General features: G+C 73.2%; 12 protein-coding genes. 6 read left to right on the top strand and 6 right to left on the bottom strand.

The genetic code is table 11. The features are described from left to right. Positions 1-44 precede the first annotated feature (44 nt). Together WME96_RS44860 and WME96_RS44855 are read right to left on the bottom strand one after the other, a co-directional pair. On the bottom strand, positions 45-3,743 hold the full coding sequence (locus WME96_RS44860) for a protein kinase domain-containing protein (RefSeq protein ID WP_437287672.1): 3,699 nt from the start codon (positions 3,741-3,743) through the stop codon (positions 45-47). A gap of 88 nt (positions 3,744-3,831) precedes the next feature. Continuing rightward, on the bottom strand, positions 3,832-4,200 hold the full coding sequence (locus WME96_RS44855) for a hypothetical protein (RefSeq protein ID WP_437287671.1): 369 nt from the start codon (positions 4,198-4,200) through the stop codon (positions 3,832-3,834). Here WME96_RS44855 and purN point away from each other — a divergent pair. Both purN and WME96_RS44845 read left to right on the top strand, forming a co-directional pair. Next, positions 4,199-4,894, top strand: a complete 696-nt coding sequence (purN, locus tag WME96_RS44850) for a phosphoribosylglycinamide formyltransferase (RefSeq protein ID WP_437287670.1) — start codon at positions 4,199-4,201, stop codon at positions 4,892-4,894. The two genes, WME96_RS44855 and purN, sit on opposite strands and share 2 nt — an antisense overlap. After that, positions 4,891-6,537 (top strand): NAD(P)-binding protein, encoded by a 1,647-nt coding sequence (locus tag WME96_RS44845; RefSeq protein ID WP_437287669.1) that lies wholly within the window; start codon positions 4,891-4,893, stop codon positions 6,535-6,537. Before purN ends, WME96_RS44845 begins: the two co-directional genes overlap by 4 nt. Before the next feature lie 239 nt (positions 6,538-6,776). On the opposite strand, the gene WME96_RS44840 is transcribed toward WME96_RS44845, so the two are convergent. Further along, positions 6,777-7,571 carry an ABC transporter ATP-binding protein gene (locus tag WME96_RS44840; RefSeq protein WP_437287668.1) on the bottom strand — a complete coding sequence of 265 codons (795 nt, stop codon included), beginning with the start codon at positions 7,569-7,571 and terminating at the stop codon, positions 6,777-6,779. Between the two features lie 845 nt (positions 7,572-8,416). On the opposite strand from WME96_RS44840, the gene WME96_RS44835 reads away from it, so the two are divergent. Together WME96_RS44835 and WME96_RS44830 are read left to right on the top strand one after the other, a co-directional pair. Next, positions 8,417-9,727, top strand: coding sequence for a cellulose binding domain-containing protein (locus tag WME96_RS44835; protein WP_437287667.1), 1,311 nt, complete (start codon positions 8,417-8,419; stop codon positions 9,725-9,727). A 286-nt stretch (positions 9,728-10,013) separates the two neighbouring features. Continuing rightward, a complete protein-coding gene (locus WME96_RS44830) occupies positions 10,014-11,372 on the top strand; it encodes a hypothetical protein (protein WP_437287666.1) in 1,359 nt (452 codons plus the stop codon). Between the two features lie 213 nt (positions 11,373-11,585). Here the strand turns inward: WME96_RS44830 and WME96_RS44825 are convergent, their stop codons facing one another. Together WME96_RS44825 and WME96_RS44820 are read right to left on the bottom strand one after the other, a co-directional pair. Then, positions 11,586-12,611 (bottom strand): phosphotransferase, encoded by a 1,026-nt coding sequence (locus WME96_RS44825; protein ID WP_437287665.1) that lies wholly within the window; start codon positions 12,609-12,611, stop codon positions 11,586-11,588. 4 nt (positions 12,612-12,615) lie between these two features. Continuing rightward, positions 12,616-12,954: a hypothetical protein gene (locus tag WME96_RS44820; protein ID WP_433931793.1), complete on the bottom strand. Its 339-nt coding sequence runs from the start codon at positions 12,952-12,954 to the stop codon at positions 12,616-12,618. 328 nt (positions 12,955-13,282) lie between these two features. Here WME96_RS44820 and WME96_RS44815 point away from each other — a divergent pair, with 328 nt between their 5' ends. After that, positions 13,283-15,091, top strand: a complete 1,809-nt coding sequence (locus WME96_RS44815) for a DUF2169 domain-containing protein (protein WP_437287664.1) — start codon at positions 13,283-13,285, stop codon at positions 15,089-15,091. A 99-nt stretch (positions 15,092-15,190) separates the two neighbouring features. Next, complete coding sequence (locus WME96_RS44810; RefSeq protein ID WP_437287663.1) at positions 15,191-16,642, top strand: type VI secretion system Vgr family protein; 1,452 nt, start codon at positions 15,191-15,193, stop codon at positions 16,640-16,642. Between the two features lie 92 nt (positions 16,643-16,734). Here the strand turns inward: WME96_RS44810 and WME96_RS44805 are convergent, their stop codons facing one another. Continuing rightward, positions 16,735-17,925 carry a PAS domain-containing protein gene (locus WME96_RS44805; RefSeq protein WP_437287662.1) on the bottom strand — a complete coding sequence of 397 codons (1,191 nt, stop codon included), beginning with the start codon at positions 17,923-17,925 and terminating at the stop codon, positions 16,735-16,737. Between the last annotated feature and the right edge of the window lie 151 nt (positions 17,926-18,076).

The following is an 18,076-nucleotide window of genomic DNA, read 5'->3' as shown; positions in this document are numbered from 1 at the left end:
CGGCGCGGCGGCCCGGGGGAGCCGGGCGCCGGCGCGGCGCGGGCTCACCCGCCGTCGAGCCGCGCTCTCAGCTTCTTGATCGCCTCATCGATGGCGCGGTTCTTCGTGTAACAGGGCCTCACCGCCGTCTCGAGCACGACCAGGGTGCGCTGGTCGCCCTCGGAGACTGCGCGCTCGAGGAACGGCAGCTTCTCGCCGCAGGTCGCGTCGCGCAGCTCGAAGGAGATGCGGACGGCGGGCGTCCCGCGGGCAGCGATCTCCGGATCGCGGAGCAGCTTCGCCGCGCGGTTGGCCGGGGTCGAGCGGCCGCGGGTCTCGACGATCTCGTAGAGCACGTCGAGGCCGGCGGTCCCGAAGCGGCTCGCGAGCGCGTCGAAGACCTTGTCGGCGAGCTCGCCGCCCGTCTTCGAGATGGCGATGGCGAGGTTGCGCGCCGCGATCGCGAGCGCGCGGTCGCGCAGCGCGGTCGGATCGCGCTCGGCGAGCGCGTTGAGCGCCTCGGCGGCCTTGACCCACTTGCGCGCCCTGGCCGCGTCGGTGAGCGCCTTCCGGGCTTCCTCGTCGGGCGGGGGCTCGGCGGGCGTGTCGGTCGCGGCCGGGCCGGCGGGCGCATCGGACCCGGCCGGGGCAGCGGCCTCCGGCGCCGGGGTGGTGGGGCCGGGTGCTTCCGGGGCGGCGGTCGTGTCGGTCGGGGGGGGCTCGTTCGTCGCGAGCGCGCTCGGCGGCGGCTGCGTCACGCCGAGCTGGGGCTCTGGCTCGGGCGGGGCTCCCCCGCCGCTGGCGAGCGCAGCGATCAGGGCCGCCGCGATCAGACCGCCGCCGAGGTAGGGAGCGATCTGGCGCAGGCGAGCGCCGACGTCGGCCTGGCGCAGCCGCGCTGCGCGCGCTTCCCGGGCGGCGAGCTTCCGTCTGGCCTCCTCCTCGCGCTCCTTCGCGGCGCGCTCTGCCTCCTCGGCGGCCTTCCGCCTGGCCTCTTCCTCGCGCTCCTTCGCGACGCGCTCCGCCTCGGCGGCCTCGAGCTCACGCAGCAGCGTCGGAGCGAACGCGGGCCGCGAGCCGCTCAGCCGCTCGGACGTCGGCTCGGAGGCGGGCGCCGCGTCGTCGGCGGGCGGCTCGTCCTGCGGCGGCGACGTCGGCGCCGCAGGAGGGGGCTCCTTCCGGGAAGGCTGCGCCTCCTCGGATGACGCGGGCGGCTGCGACGACGCGGGCGCCGCGGACGACGGTGCAGACGGCTGCGAGGACGCGGGCGCCGCGGACGACGGTGCAGACGGCTGCGAGGACGCGGGCGCCGCGGACGACGGTGCAGACGGCTGCGAGGACGCAGGCCCCGCTGCAGCAGCAGCGGGCGGCTGCGATGGCGCAGGCTCCGCAGCAGCAGGCGCGGGCGGCTGCGATGAGGCAGGCCCCGCTGCGGAGGGTGAAGGCGGTCTAGCCGACGGCTCCGCAGCGGAGGGCGCGGGCGACTTCGATGAGGCAGGGGCGGCTGAAGGTACAGACGACCTGGGCGACACTGCCCCCGCCGCGGAGGGCGACGACGGTCGCGCTGACGGCTGCCCCGCTGCGGAGGGCGACGACGGTCGCGCTGACGGCTGCCCCGCCGCGGAGGGCGACGACGGTCGCGCTGACGGCTGCCCCGCTGCGGAGGGCGACGACGGTCGCGCTGACGGCTGCCCCGCTTCGGAGGGCGACGACGATCGCGCTGACGGCTGCCCCGCTGCGGAGGGCGACGACGATCGCGCTGGCGAAGACTCCGCAGCGCTGGCCGCAGGCGGCCTCGCCGACGATGGTCCCGCTCCGGAGGGCGAAGTCGGTCTCTCTGGCGGCGGTCCCGCTGCAGAAGGTGCTCGCGGCGGCTCCTCCGCGCCCGGCAGCGACGGTTTCTGCGATGAGCGCGCAGCCGCACCCTCCGGCCCCTCCGGCGACGACGCTCGCTCCTCCGGCGGCAGCGGCGTGGAGGTCGGTCCCGCCGGTTCCTTCGCCGTCGCCGCTTCCAGCGACCGCGCCAGCGCCACCTCCAGCGACAGCGCCGTCACGCCCGTCGGCCCCGGCTCCTGCAACGCCGGCTCGTGCGATCGCGCCGGCTCCTCCGGTGGCCGCGACGGCTCCGGGGGCGGCTGCGCGTCGGCGGCTTCGGAGCGAGCTCCGCGGCTGGCAGCTTCCTCCCGCGCGAAGGCGACCTGCGCCATGAACGCCGCCCCGCCCACCGCCGTCGGCCGCGAGTCGCTCGACAGCTCGGCGTCGTCGGCGCCGGCGGGCGCACGGCTGCTCGCGGCTTCCTCCCGCGCGAAGGCGACCTGCGCCATGAACGCCGCCCCGCCCACCGCCGTCGGCCGCGAGTCACGCGTCAGCTCGGCGACGAGGGTCGGCGTGTTGCGCACCGGCGTCGGCCGCGAGAAGCTCGCCGGGGCTTCCTCCGCGTCGTCCTGCGCCGGCTCCGCGGCATCCGCCCGCCCCGCGCCGCCTGCGCCGCCCTCCGCCGGCTGGACCGCCGGCTCCGGCGCGCTCGCGCCGCCACCGGCCGGCCCGCCGCCCGCCCGCTGCGCAGCGGGCTCCAGCTCGTCCGCGATCTCGTTCAGCGAGACCAGGCACGACTCCCCGAGGACGATCGCCGATCCGCTCCCCGGGCTCGCCTCCGGCTCGCGCGCCGCCGCGCCGGGCAGGGGCGGCCGGTTGCTCGGAACGCGCGCCGCATCCCCGGTCGCCGGGACCGACGCCATCTCCGAGCGCGACGCCATCTCCGAGCGCGACGCCATCTCCGCCCTCGGCTCGTGCGTCACGATCCCCGACGCGGCGCACGCCTGGTCGAGCGCCGCGATCAGCTCCGCGGCCGCCTCGAAGCGGGCGCGCGGCTGCTTCTCGAGGAGGCGCCGCACGACCGCCTCGATCGCCGGCGGGACCGCGACGCCCGGCGAGTGCTCGGCGATCGCCGGCACGGGCGCGCTGCGGTGCTGGTTGAAGAGCTCGACCGGATCCCTCGACAGGAACGGGTGCTTGCCGGCCAGCATCTCGTAGAAGATGAGGCCCAGGGCGTAGAGGTCCGAGCGCTCGTCGACGAAGTCCATCCCGAGCGCCGACTCGGGGGCGAGGTAGGCGATGGTCCCGAAGATCACCCCGGCCGTGGTGAGCCGGGCCGGGAGCGACTCCGGCGCCCGCACGGACTCCGGCGACGCGGCGGATCGGCGGAGCTGGTCGACGCTCACCTTGGCGAGGCCGAAGTCGATGAGCTTCACGAGGTCGCCCTGCGGCTCGACGACCATCACGTTGCGCGGCTTCAGGTCGCGGTGGACAATGTTCATCGCGTGGGTCGCGTCGAGCGCGGCCGCGAGCTGCCTGGCGATCAGGACGGCGCGCGGAGCGGGCATCGCCCCCCGCCGGATGATCTCGTGGAGCGTCGTCCCGCGGACGTACTCCAGGACGAGGAAGAACGAGCCGTCCTCCGCCTCACCGAAGTCGGTCGCGGTGGCGACGTTCCGGTGCTGGATGTGGGCGCCGGCGATCGCCTCGCGCTCGAAGCGCTCCACGAGCTCGGGCAGCCGCTCGGTGTCCGGGTGCAGGATCTTGATCGCGACGCGCTTGTGCATGTGCACGTGCTCGCCGCGGTAGACCGCGCCCATGCCGCCCATGGCGATGACCTCGTCGATGCGGTAGCGCTTCGAGATGACCCGCCCGAGGTAGGACGCGGCCCGCTGCTTCGCGGCCTCGTCGGAGGTCAGGGGCGGCGGTTCGTGCGGGCGTTCCGGCATCGTGGCGGCGCCACCCTACCCCGAGCGGCGCGGCGATGGTAGGTGGCCGGGCAGAGGGCACCGGCGCCCCGGGGGCGGCGTTCGCCGCTCATCCCCCTCGCTTCAGCCGCTCCCAGTAGGCGTCGACCGCGTCCGCCTGATCCGGGATCCGCGCGCATTCCGAGAGCGCTCCCAGATCGAGCTCGAGGAGCATCCCGCTCCGCTCGACGCTGCCTGGCCAGGCGGGGGTGTCGAGGGCGCGGACAGCGGAGCGACGGCGACCATGCCGCTGAGAATAGGCGGGGGCGGCGAGGCGGCAAGCAACGCTCCGCGGCCGCGGCGCTGCGCTCTCCTGCCGGTCGCCCGGTCGCACGAAGGGCAGCGCGCCGTCGCTCCGGGCGGCCCCGCTCCGGAGCCGGACGGCCCCTCCGCCCGGATCTCTCCCGCGCCCGCCCCCGCCGTAGTATCTGCCCCCCATGCCCCCCCTCGATCTCGGCGTCCTCATCTCCGGCCGCGGCTCGAACCTCCAGGCGATCCTCGACGCGATCGCGGCCGGCCGCCTCGACGCCCGCGTGCGGCTCGTCCTGTCGAACCGGCCCGGCGTCGAGGGCCTCGCGCGCGCCGAGCGCGCCGGCATCCCGACCCGCGTCCTGCCGCACAAGGACTTCGCCGACCGCGACAGCTTCGACGCCGCCGCCGTCGCCGCCCTCCGCGAGGCGGGCGCGACGTGGGTCGTCCTCGCCGGCTTCATGCGCCTGCTCACGACGACCTTCCTCGACGCCTTCCCCCACCGCGTCGTCAACATCCACCCGTCGCTCCTGCCCTCCTTCCCCGGCGTCGACGCCCAGCAGCAGGCGCTCGACCACGGCGTGCGCATCACCGGCTGCACCGTCCACCTCGTCGACGCCGGCACCGACACCGGCCCCATCCTCGCCCAGGCCGCCGTCCCCATCCTCGTGGGCGACGACCACGACACCCTCGCCGCGCGCATCCTCGTCCAGGAGCACGCCCTGCTCGTCCGCGCGCTCTCGTGGATCGCCGAGGGGCGCCTCGAGGTCTCGCCGCCCGCCGCGCCCGGCGCCCGGGCGCGCGCGACGTTCGCCGGCGTCGACACCGCGCTCGGGCTCGCCCAGGGCGGCCGCGCGCCAGAGCTTGCCGGGGAAGGGGCGTGATCCACAAGCACTACGACGTCATCGTCCTCGGCCGGTCCATCGGCGCGCTCACGGCCGCCGCGCTCCTCGCGCGGCGCGACTTCACCGTGATGGTCGTCGGGCACGGCGAGCGACCGCCCACCTACCGCCTCGATCAGCACGTCCTCCGCCGCCGCGCCTTCACCCTGCTCGCCGAGCCCTCGCCCGCGTGGCGCCGCTTCCTCGTCGAGCTCGCCCAGTCGCAGACCTGGAAGCGCCGCATCGTCCCCGCCCTGCCCATGCTGCAGGTCGTCGCCCCGCGCCGGCGCCTCGACGTGCCGCCCGACATGGTCCTCTTCGGCCGCGAGATCGACCGCGAGTTCCCCGAGCTCCGGCGCGTCGTCGACGAGCTCTACGCCGAGCTCGCCCACGTGAACGGCGCCGCCGACGACGCCTTCTCGCACGACGCCCTCTGGCCGCCGGGCACGTTCTGGGAGCGGCGCGAGACCGCCCGCTACGCCGCCATGCTCCCGTACGCGCGCGCCGAGCCCGACGCCGATCTGCTCGTCGAGTTCCCGCGCGGGCACCTGTTCCGCTCCATCGTCACGCAGTCCGTGCTCTTCGCGACGGACCTCTCGGCGCTCCCGCCGCCGTTCGCCGTGGCGCGCCTGCACGGGGCGTGGACGCGCGGGCTGATGACGCTCCCGCGCGGCGAGGAGGAGCTCGAGGAGTTCCTCGTCGAGCGCATCCTCGCGCACGGCGGCCGCTGCCTGCTCGACGAGCGCGCCGCGTCGGTCCACGTGCGCCGCGGCACCGCGGCCGGGGTCGTCCTCGACGGCGACGATCACCCGAACGGCAGCAGCTTCGTGATCACCGACATGGACGGCGAGACGCTCGCGAGCCTCTCGGGCGGCGAGGGCATCCACAAGCGCGCGCTGCGCGAGTGGCCGCGGATCACCTCGTCGGTCGGCCGGTTCGTCGTGTCGCTCATCGTGCGCCGCGAGGGCCTGCCCGAGCCGCTCGGCCCGGAGACGCTCCTGCTCCCCTTCCCGTCGTCGTCCTCCGCGCTGGCGGCCGGCCGCCCGCTGCCGTCATCGTCGTCGCCCGCGCCGCGCGCGGCGGGCGACGCCGGGGGCCGGCCGAGCTCCGCGCGATCCACGCGGCCCGCCGGGCCTGGCCGCCCCGTGGTCCACCTCCAGCGCTGCGACCTGCCGCCGCCCTCGACCGACACGCTGCTCGTGGCGGAGATCCTGCTGCCCGACCGGGGCCCGCTGTCGCTGCTCGAGGCGCGCCAGGCGGTGCTCGACGCGCTCACGGCCGAGCTCCCCTTCCTGGAGCGCCACCTCGTGCTGGTCGACTCGGTGCACGACGGGCTACCCGTGTGGGTCTACGACGGCCAGCGCCGCCGGCTCGTCGAGCGCGCGGCGCTGAAGGGCGCCGCCCCGGGCGCGGAGCCGATGGTGCGGCAGCTCGAGGTCGACCCGCCCGGTTACCTCGGGCTCGCGGGCGAGCCGATCCGCGGGCCGATCGAGCGGACGCTGCTCGTGGGGCGGAGCGTGCTTCCCGGGCTCGGGCAGGAGGGGCAGCTCCTGGCCGCCTGGGGGGCGGCGCGGCTCGTGACGCGGACCGACCGGCGGAAGGAGCGGATGCGGCGGGACATGTGGAGCAAGGTGGAGATCGGATAACGCGCGAGGGGCCCGGCCCGCGGAGAGGGTGCTCTCGGCGCGGGGTGGGGGCCCCGCCGAACTCGCCTGAGACATGAATCATCCGGCAAGCCGGATGACTCATGTCTCAGGCTCAGACATCGGCCCATCCCCCACCCCGCGCCGAGAGCACCCTCTCCGCGGGCCTACGGTTTTATAGGGGCGGTTGATCAGACAGAGGGCGATCCGGCCGCAGAGTTGCGAGAGCGAGACTCCATGTCTCAGACGGTCCGGGGGAAGACCTGGAAGAAGCCGTCGCGCTCGACAACGGAGAGGGGGACGTCGAAGAGGCGCGACAGGTTGTCGTCGGTCAGCACCGCGCGCTTCGGGCCGTCGGCGAAGATACGGCCTTTCCTGAGCAGGACGACGCGCTCGATCTCCGGCGGGATCTCCTGGACGTGGTGCGTGACCAGGATCAGCGTCTTGCCGCGCTGCACGAGGCGCCGGAGCAGGTCGACGAGCTCGAACGCGGCTTTCAGGTCGAGGCTGGTCGTCGGCTCGTCGAGCACGAGCGCCTCCGGGTCGTGCACGAGGGCGCGGCCGAGAAGGCAGCGCCGCTGCTCGCCGGCAGACATCTCCGCGATGGGCTTGCCGCCGAGGTGCGCCACGCCGAGCTCGCTGAGCACCGCCTCGGCCCGCCCGCGCTGCGCAGCGGTCGGCAGCTCGTGCTCGTGCAGGCCGGCGCTCGCGAAGAAGCCGGAGAGCACCACGTCGAGGCCCAGCACACCCCGGGGATAGGCCATCTGCAGCTCGTACGACACGAGCCCCAGCCGGCGCCGGAGCGCGAAGACCTCCCACCGCTCGCGCCCGAGGATCCGCACCGCCGAACCCTCGCGGTGGACGGGATAAATCTCGCGAGACAGCAGCCTCAGCAACGTCGACTTCCCCGCCCCGTTCGGCCCGAGGATCGCGGTGCTCTCCCCCTGCTCGATGCGCAGCGACAGCCCCTCGAAGACGCGCGTGTCGCCGCGAAACACCTCGGCGTCCTCGATCTCGATGAGAGCAGGCGTGCTCATCGCTCCACTCCACAGTTCACGTTCATGCGGCGCAGGCTACCGGAGCGCTGGGCGAGATAAAAGACATGCATTCTGGCCCACGGAAAGAAGAAGATCAAGCGCTTTCCCCTGGTGTCCCATCATCGGTGCATGTCGGCACGTATCAGACATGTACGATGTACCTCGCGTGGCTGCTGGGGCCGCAGGCACGACAGCGCGAGTCGAACATTCTCCCCGGGGTGCGCCAAATAAGGCTGCTTTCGGGAAACTTCTGCTCTCGCTGCGTGGCGCTCCACTGACGTCACTCCGCTGGTGGATGGATGGCCCGGCGGCCCGGTGGGACAACGGGCGATCGCGAGCGAGAATGACGTCGGTCGCCCGACCATCGATGCGTGTCATGCGCGAGATTCGGTGTCCTTACCCGGGTTTTCCCCCGTTTTCCCTGGAGAATCAGGGGGTTCGCGGTGGATCATCCGTGCACCGGATCGGCGATCCAGTCCTCCGGTCCACTCACCATCTCGAGCGGACAGGCACCGTCGAAAATCTGCCCATGAATCGGCGTTTCCCGATCTCGAGAGGTGATGGCCCGGGCGTTGCAGTTACCCCGGGCACCTCAACAAGTGCCCCGCGCCAAGCCGATGCTGGCGCTCGGGAGTGAAAAAATCCGACGCGGCGCTGAGCCGCGCGGCCACTTGGAGATCGACACAATGACGAAGATCAAGGGTTCGCTTTTCGGTGCCGGGGCAGTGGCGTGCACGCTCGCCGTTCTCGGCGGGTGCATCGTCGCGGGGGACGATGGCTCCGGCGTCTCCGAAGAGGACGAGATTTTCGCCGGGGAAGCAGAGGCAGCCGCAGTCGCATCGCAGATGCGCTTCGGCGTCGCGCCGCAGTGGAGCCAGACCTGGAACCCGCCGTCGTCCGGGCCGGCCAACGTCGATGTCGTCGCCGTGGGCGACTGGCTGATGTCGGGCGGCTTCACCAGCACACACCAGAGCAAGCTCTCGACGATCATCAGCAAGGGTAAGCAGCCCTACTTCTTTGGCTACATCGCCACGGACATGACGAAGAAGGGGCTCGGGGCCGATCGCGACTGCGACGGAAACCCGAACGAGCTGCTGTGCAAGCAGGGCGCGGCCTACGTGCGCGCCAACATCGGCGCGATGGTGAACAAGTACAGGGACGCGGCTGGGAAGATCTACGCGGGCCTCGGGGGCAGGTCGGTCGAGCCGCTGATCCACATCGAGCCGGACTGGTACCAGTTCTCGCAGAAGGATCAGCAGAACGCGTTCGACAAGACCGAATCCGACGGATTCATGAACCAGATCCTCGGCGCCATCAAGTCGGGCTGCCCCTCGTGCAAGGTGGTCATCGACTTCAGCCCGTGGTTCAACGCGTCGGCCACCCGGTGGGCAGCGTCGCCCGGCGATTTCTATGCCGGCTGGGATCGCAGCGTCGTCAAGTACGTCGGCCTCACGGGCAAGCAGTTCCCGTTCACCGAGGGCAAGATCGACAACTTCACCTACCGCCAGATCAGCAGCGCGCTCAACCTGCCGCTCGTCATCGTCGACGCCTACACGTTCGGCGGCGGCCCCATCGACATCGACTCCACCTGGCTCAACGAGAGCAACCTCGCCAAGGCCGTCGAGATGAACATCGCGATCGTCATGCTCTCGCAGCAGGGCAACGTCGCCGGCTACGACAGCTTCATCGCCCGGGTGAAGGGCAGCGGCAGCTCCAGCAGCAGCACGACGACCAGCAGCTCCAGCAGCACGACCAGCAGCTCCAGCAGCACGACCAGCAGCTCCAGCAGCGGCGGCGGCGGCGCTGGCGGCTCCGGCGGCGCCGGCGGCTCCGGTGGCAGCGGTGGGTCTGGCGGCTCCGGCGGCGGCACCAGCACGGGCGGCGCGCGCGGCGAGCCCGGCAACGTCACTGTCGCCGTCTCCCCCAACGCGACGTGGACGGGCGGCTACTGCAACAACGTCAAGGTGACGACGACGGGCTCCAATGTGACGTGGAAGGCCTACGTGCCCGCGAAGGGGGCCACGATCACCAGCATCTGGAACGCCAAGGCCACCACGGCCGGCACCGACTTCGTGTTCGTCGGAGATGGCTGGAGCACCACGGTCAGCTCTGGCCAGACCATCGACTTCGGGTACTGCGTGAACGGCTCGCGCTGACCGCCTATCGACGAGCGACGCGCCGACCGACGAGGCGAGCAGCGCCTGTCGGCGGCGCGGCGCGCCCTCCTGCATGACGAGCTGAGCTCCTCGGAACGACGGAAGCTCCTCTGGATCCCCGTCCCGGCGTCCCCCTCCCGTTGTTCTCGTCCGCCTCCCGCGACGTTTGATATCGTGGGCACACCGTGCCCACCGCCCCGCAGCGCCCCCTCCTGGCCGGCGACGGCCCGTACCGCGCCCTCCACGCCCCCGCGCCGCGCGCGCCTCGTCCGGTCCGGGGCGCCCCGTGCCGCTGAAGCTCCGGGTCACCTGGCGCAACGCGGGCAGCCCCCTGCTGCCCGACGCGCTCGCCGACGTGCAGGCCACGGCGGACGACGCGCCGCTGTCGCTCGCCGGGCGAGGCCCGGGGCTGCGCGAGTTCGAGATCCCCGCCGGCGCCGCGCGCGTCGCGCTCAGCGCGCGCTTCTCGGCGGCGTTCAACGCCTTCGAGGACGTCCCTGCCCTGCAGGAAGAGGTCCTGTCGGTCGAGCAGGCCTTTGACGTCACCGGCGGCGGGACGTCGCTCAGCCCCGCCCCGGATCCGGCGCTCGGGCAGGCGCACCCGCTCGTCGGCGTGAAGGCGGCGCCGGGGCTCGCGCACGCGCAGATCGCGACCGATTTCGTCGACGTCACGCCGTTCTGGATGGCCTGCGCGAAGTACACGGACGAGTACCAGCGCGAGCACCGGCCCGGCACGGAGCTCGTGGCGCTCGGCGCGACCGCGGGAGAGCCGAAGATCTGGTTCGCGAGCGTCCCGGAGGCCTGCAAGGCGCCGACGGACGACGGGACCTCGGCCCTCGTGTTCTACCGGCCGGAAGGGTACGCCTACACGCGGGTCGACCAGCGTCACGAGATGTTCGGGCTGAACCGATACTTGCTCAGCCCCGACCCGGATCCGGACGCCTCGTTCTGGGCGCGCGACGTGTTCGCGCGCGACCCGCGCGACCAGTCCCGCTGGGTCTACCTCCGCTGCGGCTTCGAGGAGGCGCTCGCGGCGAGCGGCAAGGCGGTGGTCATGCTGCACCCGTGGCCGAGCGGGACGAGCTTCGGCGCCGCGACCACCGCGAGCCTGCCCGGCCTCGCCGACGCGGCGCTCCGGTTCCTGGGAGGCGCGCGGAAGATCGGGCCGGGCGGGGCGCGGCTCGGCAAGCTCGGGCTCGCGGGCTTCAGCGCCGGCGGGCTGCCGCTGTGGCAGGCGCTCGCCGCCAACAAGGACCGCGTGAGCGAGGTGTTCGCGTTCGACGCCCGCGGCATCGCGAAGAGCGAGGCGTTGATCGCGCGCTGGCTCGGCGGCGACGCCGCACGCAAGCTGCGGATGACCGGCGGCCACCAGCTCGACGCGAACGCGGCGATCCAGCGGAAGCTCGCGACGCAGGCAGACGAAGCGCGCGTGTCCAGCCTGCCGCCCGACAAGAGCGGGTATCTCCCCGGCGCCAACCCGCGCTGGGATCACGTGTGCTCCGCCCTCGAGGAGAGCGAGAAGGATGGCTATCTGAGCGCCGACTGGGTATGGCACCAGTTCGCGGTGTTCGGCGGCTCCCCGACGGACGGCGAGCCGGGCACGATCACGTTTCTCCAGCGCTTCCTCGAGGCGTCGGACCTCTGAGCTGCACCCGGCCGAGGGCCGAGGTCAGCCGGCCGACGACCGAGGATGTCAGATTCAAACGCAAAGGCGCAAAGGCGCAAAAAGGCGCAAAGAGACGGGATCGAAGACGACGAGATGGCCGGGGCCATGGCCGCCTCGTTCGGGGACCACGCCCCATTTCTCTTGTCTTTTTGCGCCTTTGCGCCTTTGCGCCTTTGCGTTGAAATCTCCCCGTCACGCCGGCCCGATGAGCCGCGCGAGCGCGCGCATGTCCTCGTCGTCGCCGAGCCGCGCGAGCGCCGCGCGCGCCGCCGCCAGCGCGGGCTCGACGTAGCGCAGGTAGCCCGGATCCGCGCCGATGCGGTCGAGGAACACGAAGCGGCCGGCGTCCTTGAGCTTGCGCTGGACCGTGACCACGTCGAACTCCCGGCCGAGCGCGGCGCGCGCCCGCCTGTCGAGCGCGGCGGCGGCCGCATACTCGTCGAGGCGCGCCTCGATGAACGGGCGATCGAGGTCCTGGACGCTGTCGTTGAGGAGCGTCACCAGGTCGTAGACGCGCGGGCCGAGGAGGGCGTCCTGGAAGTCGAGCCACGCGATCTCGAGGCCCCCGCCCGGCGCGTCCACGACCATCAGGTTGCGGCTCTGGTAATCGCGGTGGACGAACCCCCGCGGCCACGCGGCGATGCGCCGGGCGAGGCGGTCCGACACGGCGTCGAGCTCCGCCCGCGCGGCGTCCTCGAGCCGGCGCCCGCGCGCGTCGAGCGCCCACGCGCGGAAATGGTCGAGCTCCCAGCGCAGGAGCGTCGCGTCGAGCGCGCAGGAGTCCACGATCGAGCCGGGCGGCAGCGCCGCGAGCGCCCGCTGCGCCCGCGCGAGATCGCGCACGGCCAGGGAGTAGACCTCGGCGCGGAGGCCGGGCTCGCGCTCGACGAGGGCCGCGAGCGTCCGGTCCCCGAGGTCCTCCAGGAGCAAGAGGCCGCGCTCGCAGTCCTCCGCGAGCAGCGCCGGCACCCGCACGCCGCGCTCGCGGAGCAGCGCGTGCACCTCGAGGAACGGCCACCGCGGGGGAGCGCCGCCGCCTGCCGCGCCCACCCACGCGCCGCTCGGCGCGAACATCGCGACCGCCGTGCCCGCCGGCGTGACGACGCGCAGGTAGCGCCGGCCCGAGACGCCGCCGCGCAGGGGGACCACCGACGTCGGGAGATGGCCCGTGGCCCGCTGAACGAGCCGGTGCAGGGCGTCGGGGTCGAGGTCGATCACATCCTCAGCAGGCGCCGGCGCACCCGTCGGCGCTGTGGAACCAGAGGCCGCCGGAGTCCTCGCACGCGCTGCGGTCGTACTTGCCCGTACAGCAACGCTCCTTGCTCTCGCACACCCTGGCGACGCTCTCGACGCTCCGGAAGCAGCATTTGCGGCTCTCGGGATCCTCGGGCACGGCCTGATCCTCGGGCGCAGCCGGCTCCCCGGGCGCGGTCGCCTTCTCGATGACCACGGGCACCGCCGGCGCGACGAGCGTCGCGACCGTGTCGCAGCCGAACGAGCCAATCATGACGAGGACGGCGAGCGCCGATCCCAGCGCACGAGCGCTTCCAGCCAGCTTCATGATCGCCGTGGGTCGCATGGGCGCGCGGCGGCGGCAAGTTTGTGCGCGCGGGCGCCGGCGTCTGGCCCGCATTACGCTCGCCGCTCGCCCTCGGCCATCGCTCGTGCGTCCTCGCGCGCTCGGGGCGCGCCGCCCTGCCGCAGGTCCGCCGCGCGCGGGGCGCCGCCCCTGCGGCAGGGTCCGGCGGCGTCGATGCAGCGGTGCGATGGTGTGGCAGTGCAATGATGCGGCGGTGTACGGCCGTGCAATGGTGTGCCGGTACGATACGGCGGCGCTGGCGTGCGCGATCGGTCCGGGGCGCAACTCCGGCTGTGCTATACGGGAGCGGATGGCGAACAGTGCGATCGCGCCCGAGAGGGTCACGCCGCTGAGCGGAGCGGCCGCAGCCTCGGTCGCATGGCGCAGCGGGGGCCAGCTCCGCGTCACCGTGATCGTGAAGGCCACCTTCGCGTTCGCGCCGGACGCGGAGATGCCGAGGGTCGAGCCGCAGAAGATCGTCCCCGGCGAGGTCCATCACGGCAACCACCCTGGGCGGAGCGTCAGGCTCACGAGCGATCTGGCCCCGCACCTGGACCGCGCCGACGTGCTCTTCACCGGCCACGCGCACGCGCCGCCGCCCGGCGCGCCCGTCCACTCCCTGCCTGTGCGACTCGCGATCTCCGACGAGAGCGGCGTCCTCCTCGACAAGCAGCTCCTCGTCCAGGACAGGGCCGGATTCCAGCGGATGCCGCTCGTGTACGAGCGGGCGCTCCGCGGCGAGAACGACGAGGAGAACTTCCTCGGCGTGCCGGCGAAGGGCGACCCGTCCGATCCCGAGGCGAACATCGTCGATCCTCTCCAGCCGGCGCGCGCGGCGGGCTTCGGCCCCATCGCGCGCGCCTGGCCCGCGCGCAGGCGGCTGCTCGGGGCGACCCCGCGCAAGGCGCTCGACGCCCCCATCGCCGAGATCCCCGACGCCTTCGACTGGTCCTATTACCAGGCGGCGCCCCCCGATCAGCGGATGGGCTATCTGCGCGGCGGGGAGTGGATCGAGCTCCACGGGCTCCACCCCACGCTGCCCCGGGTGAGGACGCGGCTGCCCGAGGCGCGCGGCCGCGCGCGCATTCACGGCCTCTCCGCCTTCGGCGTGAGCGAGGGCCACGAGCTCGATCTGAACGCGGATACGCTGCGCATCGACGGCGACGAGCAGCGGTGCACCGTCGTCTTCCGGGGCAGCTTTCCCGTGCCCGACACGGCCGCGCTCGCAGCGGTCTCCATCGTGGCGGGCGTCGAGCTCCTCGGAGAGACGCTCGCGTGGCCCGCGGGCCCTGCGGAGAGCGGCGCGCGCGGCGGCGATGCGGCCGGCCAGGCGCGAGGCGGCGACGACGACAGCGAAGGCCTCGGCGCGACCGTGGCCGACGCGGCCGCCGGGGGGCGCACGATGGGCCTCCCGGACGGCGTCACGGTGACAGCCGCCGTGGCCGCAGCGGCGGTCTGGGCGGCGGCGACCCCGTTTCGTCCGGGGTCCGCGCCCGACGACATCGCGGGGCAAGCCGCGGGCGCGCGGGCGCCCGGCCCCCGGCTCGACACCGGGACGCTCGCCCTCCTCGCGGAGGACGAGGCGCCCGAGGTGTCCCCCGCCGCGACGCTGGCCCTGCTGCCCGAGCAGGACGACAGCGCGGCGGAGCAGCCGGCGCTCCCGTTCCAGCCGGCGCTCCCGGGCGCGCCGCTGTCTCCGCCGGTGATCTCGCAGGCGCCGATCCCGGACGAGCGCATGAGCTCGGGCACGCTCGCGCTCCCGCCCGACGACGACTGGGGGTCGAGCGCCGACGCGCCGGAGGGATCTGGATCGCTGGATCTCGCGGTCCCCCCGGAGCGCGCGCCTGCGCGCGGGGAAGCCGCGGAGGCCCCGGACGCCTGGTCGCCGGAGCCCCCGCCGTCGGAGCCCCCGCCATCGGCGCCCATGCCCCCGCCGGAGCCCTCGCCGCCGCCGAGGCCCGTGATCAGCGCCTCGCCTGCGCGCTCGCTCGAGGCCGACGAGCCGCGGGCGGGGGCGCCGCCGCCCCGGCCGGCCCCGCCGCCGGAGCGCCCGGCGCTGCCGACCCCGTCACCCGCTTTGAGAAGGAGCCTTTACGAACGGTTCGATCGCAAACGATAGCGCGCCGGGCCCGCCTCGGCGCGCGCGCCGGGCGCCCGGGAGACGGGCGTCCGGCGGCAGGAGACCCTCTCCCACGGCACGGTGGATGGAGCTGCGACGATGACTACCCGATTCGATTCGCTGGACATTCGACTGGAGCTCTCCGGTTTCTCGTCCGACATCCTCCAGGTCAACAGGCTCTCGGGGCGCGAGGCGATCTCGCAGCTCTTCAGCTTCGACGTCGAGGTGGTGTGTCCGAGCGAGGCCGCGGTCGACGGCCAGACGTTCACGGGCGAGAACGTCGCGATCATCTTCGAGCAGGACGGGGTCGAGCAGCGGCGCATCCACGGCATGGTCGCGGAGGTGCACGACCTGCTCGCGAGCATGCTCGAGCACCGGGCGTACCGACTGCGCATCGTGCCGCGCGCCTTCCGGCTGACGCTGGTCGAGACCACCGAGATCTCGATGAACAAGGCGGTGCCGGAGCTCATCAAGCAGAAGCTCGAGCTCGTGGGCCTGAGCGGGAGCGACGTGGATCTCCGGCTGATGGGCACCTACCCGCCACGGGAGTTCGTGGTGCAGTACCAGGAAACCGATTTCGCCTTCATCTGCCGTCTGGCCGAGCACGTCGGGATCAGCTTCTTCTTCGAGCACCAGGACGGCCAGGACACGATGGTCTTCACCGACAGCCCGAGCGGGTTCAAGCCCACGGCCGGCGCGGCGTCCGTCCACTTCCGCGAGCGCGGGGAGACGCGCGACGTCTTCGAGATCGAGGCGAGGGCGCGGCTGGTGCCGAGCGTGTATGTGGCCCGCGACTACAACTACCGGCAACCGATGCTCGATCTGACGTCGGAGCACGTGCTGCCCACCGGGTATGCGGGCGGCGTTGTCGAGTTCGGCGGTCACTACAAGACGCCTGCGGAGGGGAAGGTGCTGGCGCAGATCAGGGCCGAGGAGCGGCAGGCGACTCAGCTCGTCTACGCGGGCAAGAGCTCGGTGTGCGCGCTGGGCGCGGGCGCGCGGTCGGTGCTGGAGGGGCACCCGACCCTCGAGCCGCTCGACATGCTCTTCGTGGAGGTGGAGCACCGGGCGGCGCAGGCCGCCGGCGGCCGCGGCCCCTCCGACGAGCCGCAGCGGTACGTGAACACGTTCCGGGCGATCCCGGCCAAGAACACGTATCGGCCGCCGCGGCTCACGCCGACGCCGCGGATCAGCGGGGTCGTCACCGGCATCGTCGACGCGGGGAACGGCGGCGGGGGCAGCAACGCGGAGATCGACGATCAGGGCAGGTACATGGTCCGGTTCCTCTTCGACACGGGGCCCGCCGGGGGCGCGCCGTCGAGGCCGGTGCGCATGCTCCAGAACCACGCCGGGGCGAACTACGGCACGCATTTCCCGCTGAAGCCGGGGACCGAGGTGCTCATCGCCTTCGTGAACGGCGACCCCGATCGTCCGGTCATCGTGGGCGCCGCGCCCAACCCGCTGACGCCCTCTCCGGTGAACAACGCGAACCGGTCGACTCACCGGATCAAGACGCAGGGAGGCATCGTCTTCGATCTCGTCGACGAGTGAGCCGCGGCGCGCCCGCGCGGGAAGGCCGCGCGCCCGCGCGGGAAGGCCGCGCGCCCGCGCGGGAAGGCCGCGCGCCCGCGCGGGCGCGCGGCTCACGGGGCCGGGTTCCTGGTGGGCGCCGGGCTCGCGGCGCGGGAGGCGTCCTGCGCGAGGCTCATGGACCGGATGGCGTAGGTGAGCGCGGCGCGCAGGTTGCGTTGCGTGTTGAGCTGGGAGAGGTCGAGCCCGAGCGCGACCATGGTCTGGGCGACGTTCGGCTTGATGCCGGCGACGATGCCGTCGGCCCCGAGCAGCCGGATCGCGGTGACGAGCTGGATGAGGTGGCTCGCGACCCGGGTATCGACGACCTCGACGCCGGTGAGGTCGAGGATGGCGAACCTCGCCCGCTTCTCGACGATCTGCGAGAGCAGGCTGTCCATGACCTCGGCGGTGCGCACGCTGTCGACGGTGCCCACCATGGGGAGCGTGAGCACGCCGTCCCAGACCTCGATGATCGGCGTGGAGAGATCGCGAATCACCTTCTGCTGCGCGGCGATCTGGTCGAGCTGAATGCGCAGCTCGTTCTCGGCGCGCCTGGACTCGGTGATGTCGAGCGACAGGCCGATCATGCCCTCCACGAGCGCGCCGCTGTCGTCCCGGAGCGGGATGATCCAGTTGTCCCACTCGAGGCCGTGAGTCTGGCTGGGGAAGCGGCGGACCGTGCCGTCGAACCACTGCTCCCGGGCGTGAGAGAATTGGTCCATGCCGCTGTACATGTCGAGCAGGTTGCGCCCGACGAGCGCTCCGGACTTGATCCCGATCCTCTCGCTCGCCTTGCCCGCATGGTAGTGGCAGACCCCGTCGCGGTCCGTCGACCAGAACCCGAGAAACTCCATGTGCTCGGCAACGGCGTCCAGGATGCGCGCCTTGAGCCGGAGCTTCGCCAGCTCATCGCCGGCGATCTCGGGCGCGGCGCGGAGCGATCCGAGGACGGCACTGCCGTCGGACGAGCGGCTGGCGCTGCACGAGAGCCGCCGGTAGGCGCCGTCGCCGTCGCGCAGGCGGACGCTGAAGGAGACGGGCTCGTCCCCCTGGAGGACCGCCGCCCAGGCCGCGGAGAGCGCCTCGCGATCGTCCGGGTGCGCGAGGTCGGCGAGGAGCGCGCCGATCGCGACCCCGGCGCCCAGCGCCTCGCGCAGCCCACCGCTCGAGTGGAGCAACGCTCCCTCGGCCGACGCGACGAAGAGGAGATCGGGAGAACGGGCGAAGAGGTCGCCGAGCAACGCGTCGGGGGCAGATTCCATCTGGCTCGCATCTCCTCGTGAGCGGAGATGGAAATATCTACCCTGGACGACGCGCGCGGGGGAAGGGTCGTCGGGCGGGGGCGGTGCGATTGTGGTGGAGGCGAACGGCGCGCGCGGGTGGCCTGCGAGATGCGATGGCGAGCGTGCTCAT

The sequence above is a fragment of the Sorangium sp. So ce406 genome (genome assembly GCF_051474675.1).
Lineage (GTDB): Bacteria > Myxococcota_A > Polyangia > Polyangiales > Polyangiaceae > Sorangium > Sorangium cellulosum_G.
The sequence above is the reverse complement of the archived record's forward strand: the minus strand, read 5'-3'. Positions and strand labels throughout refer to the sequence as shown.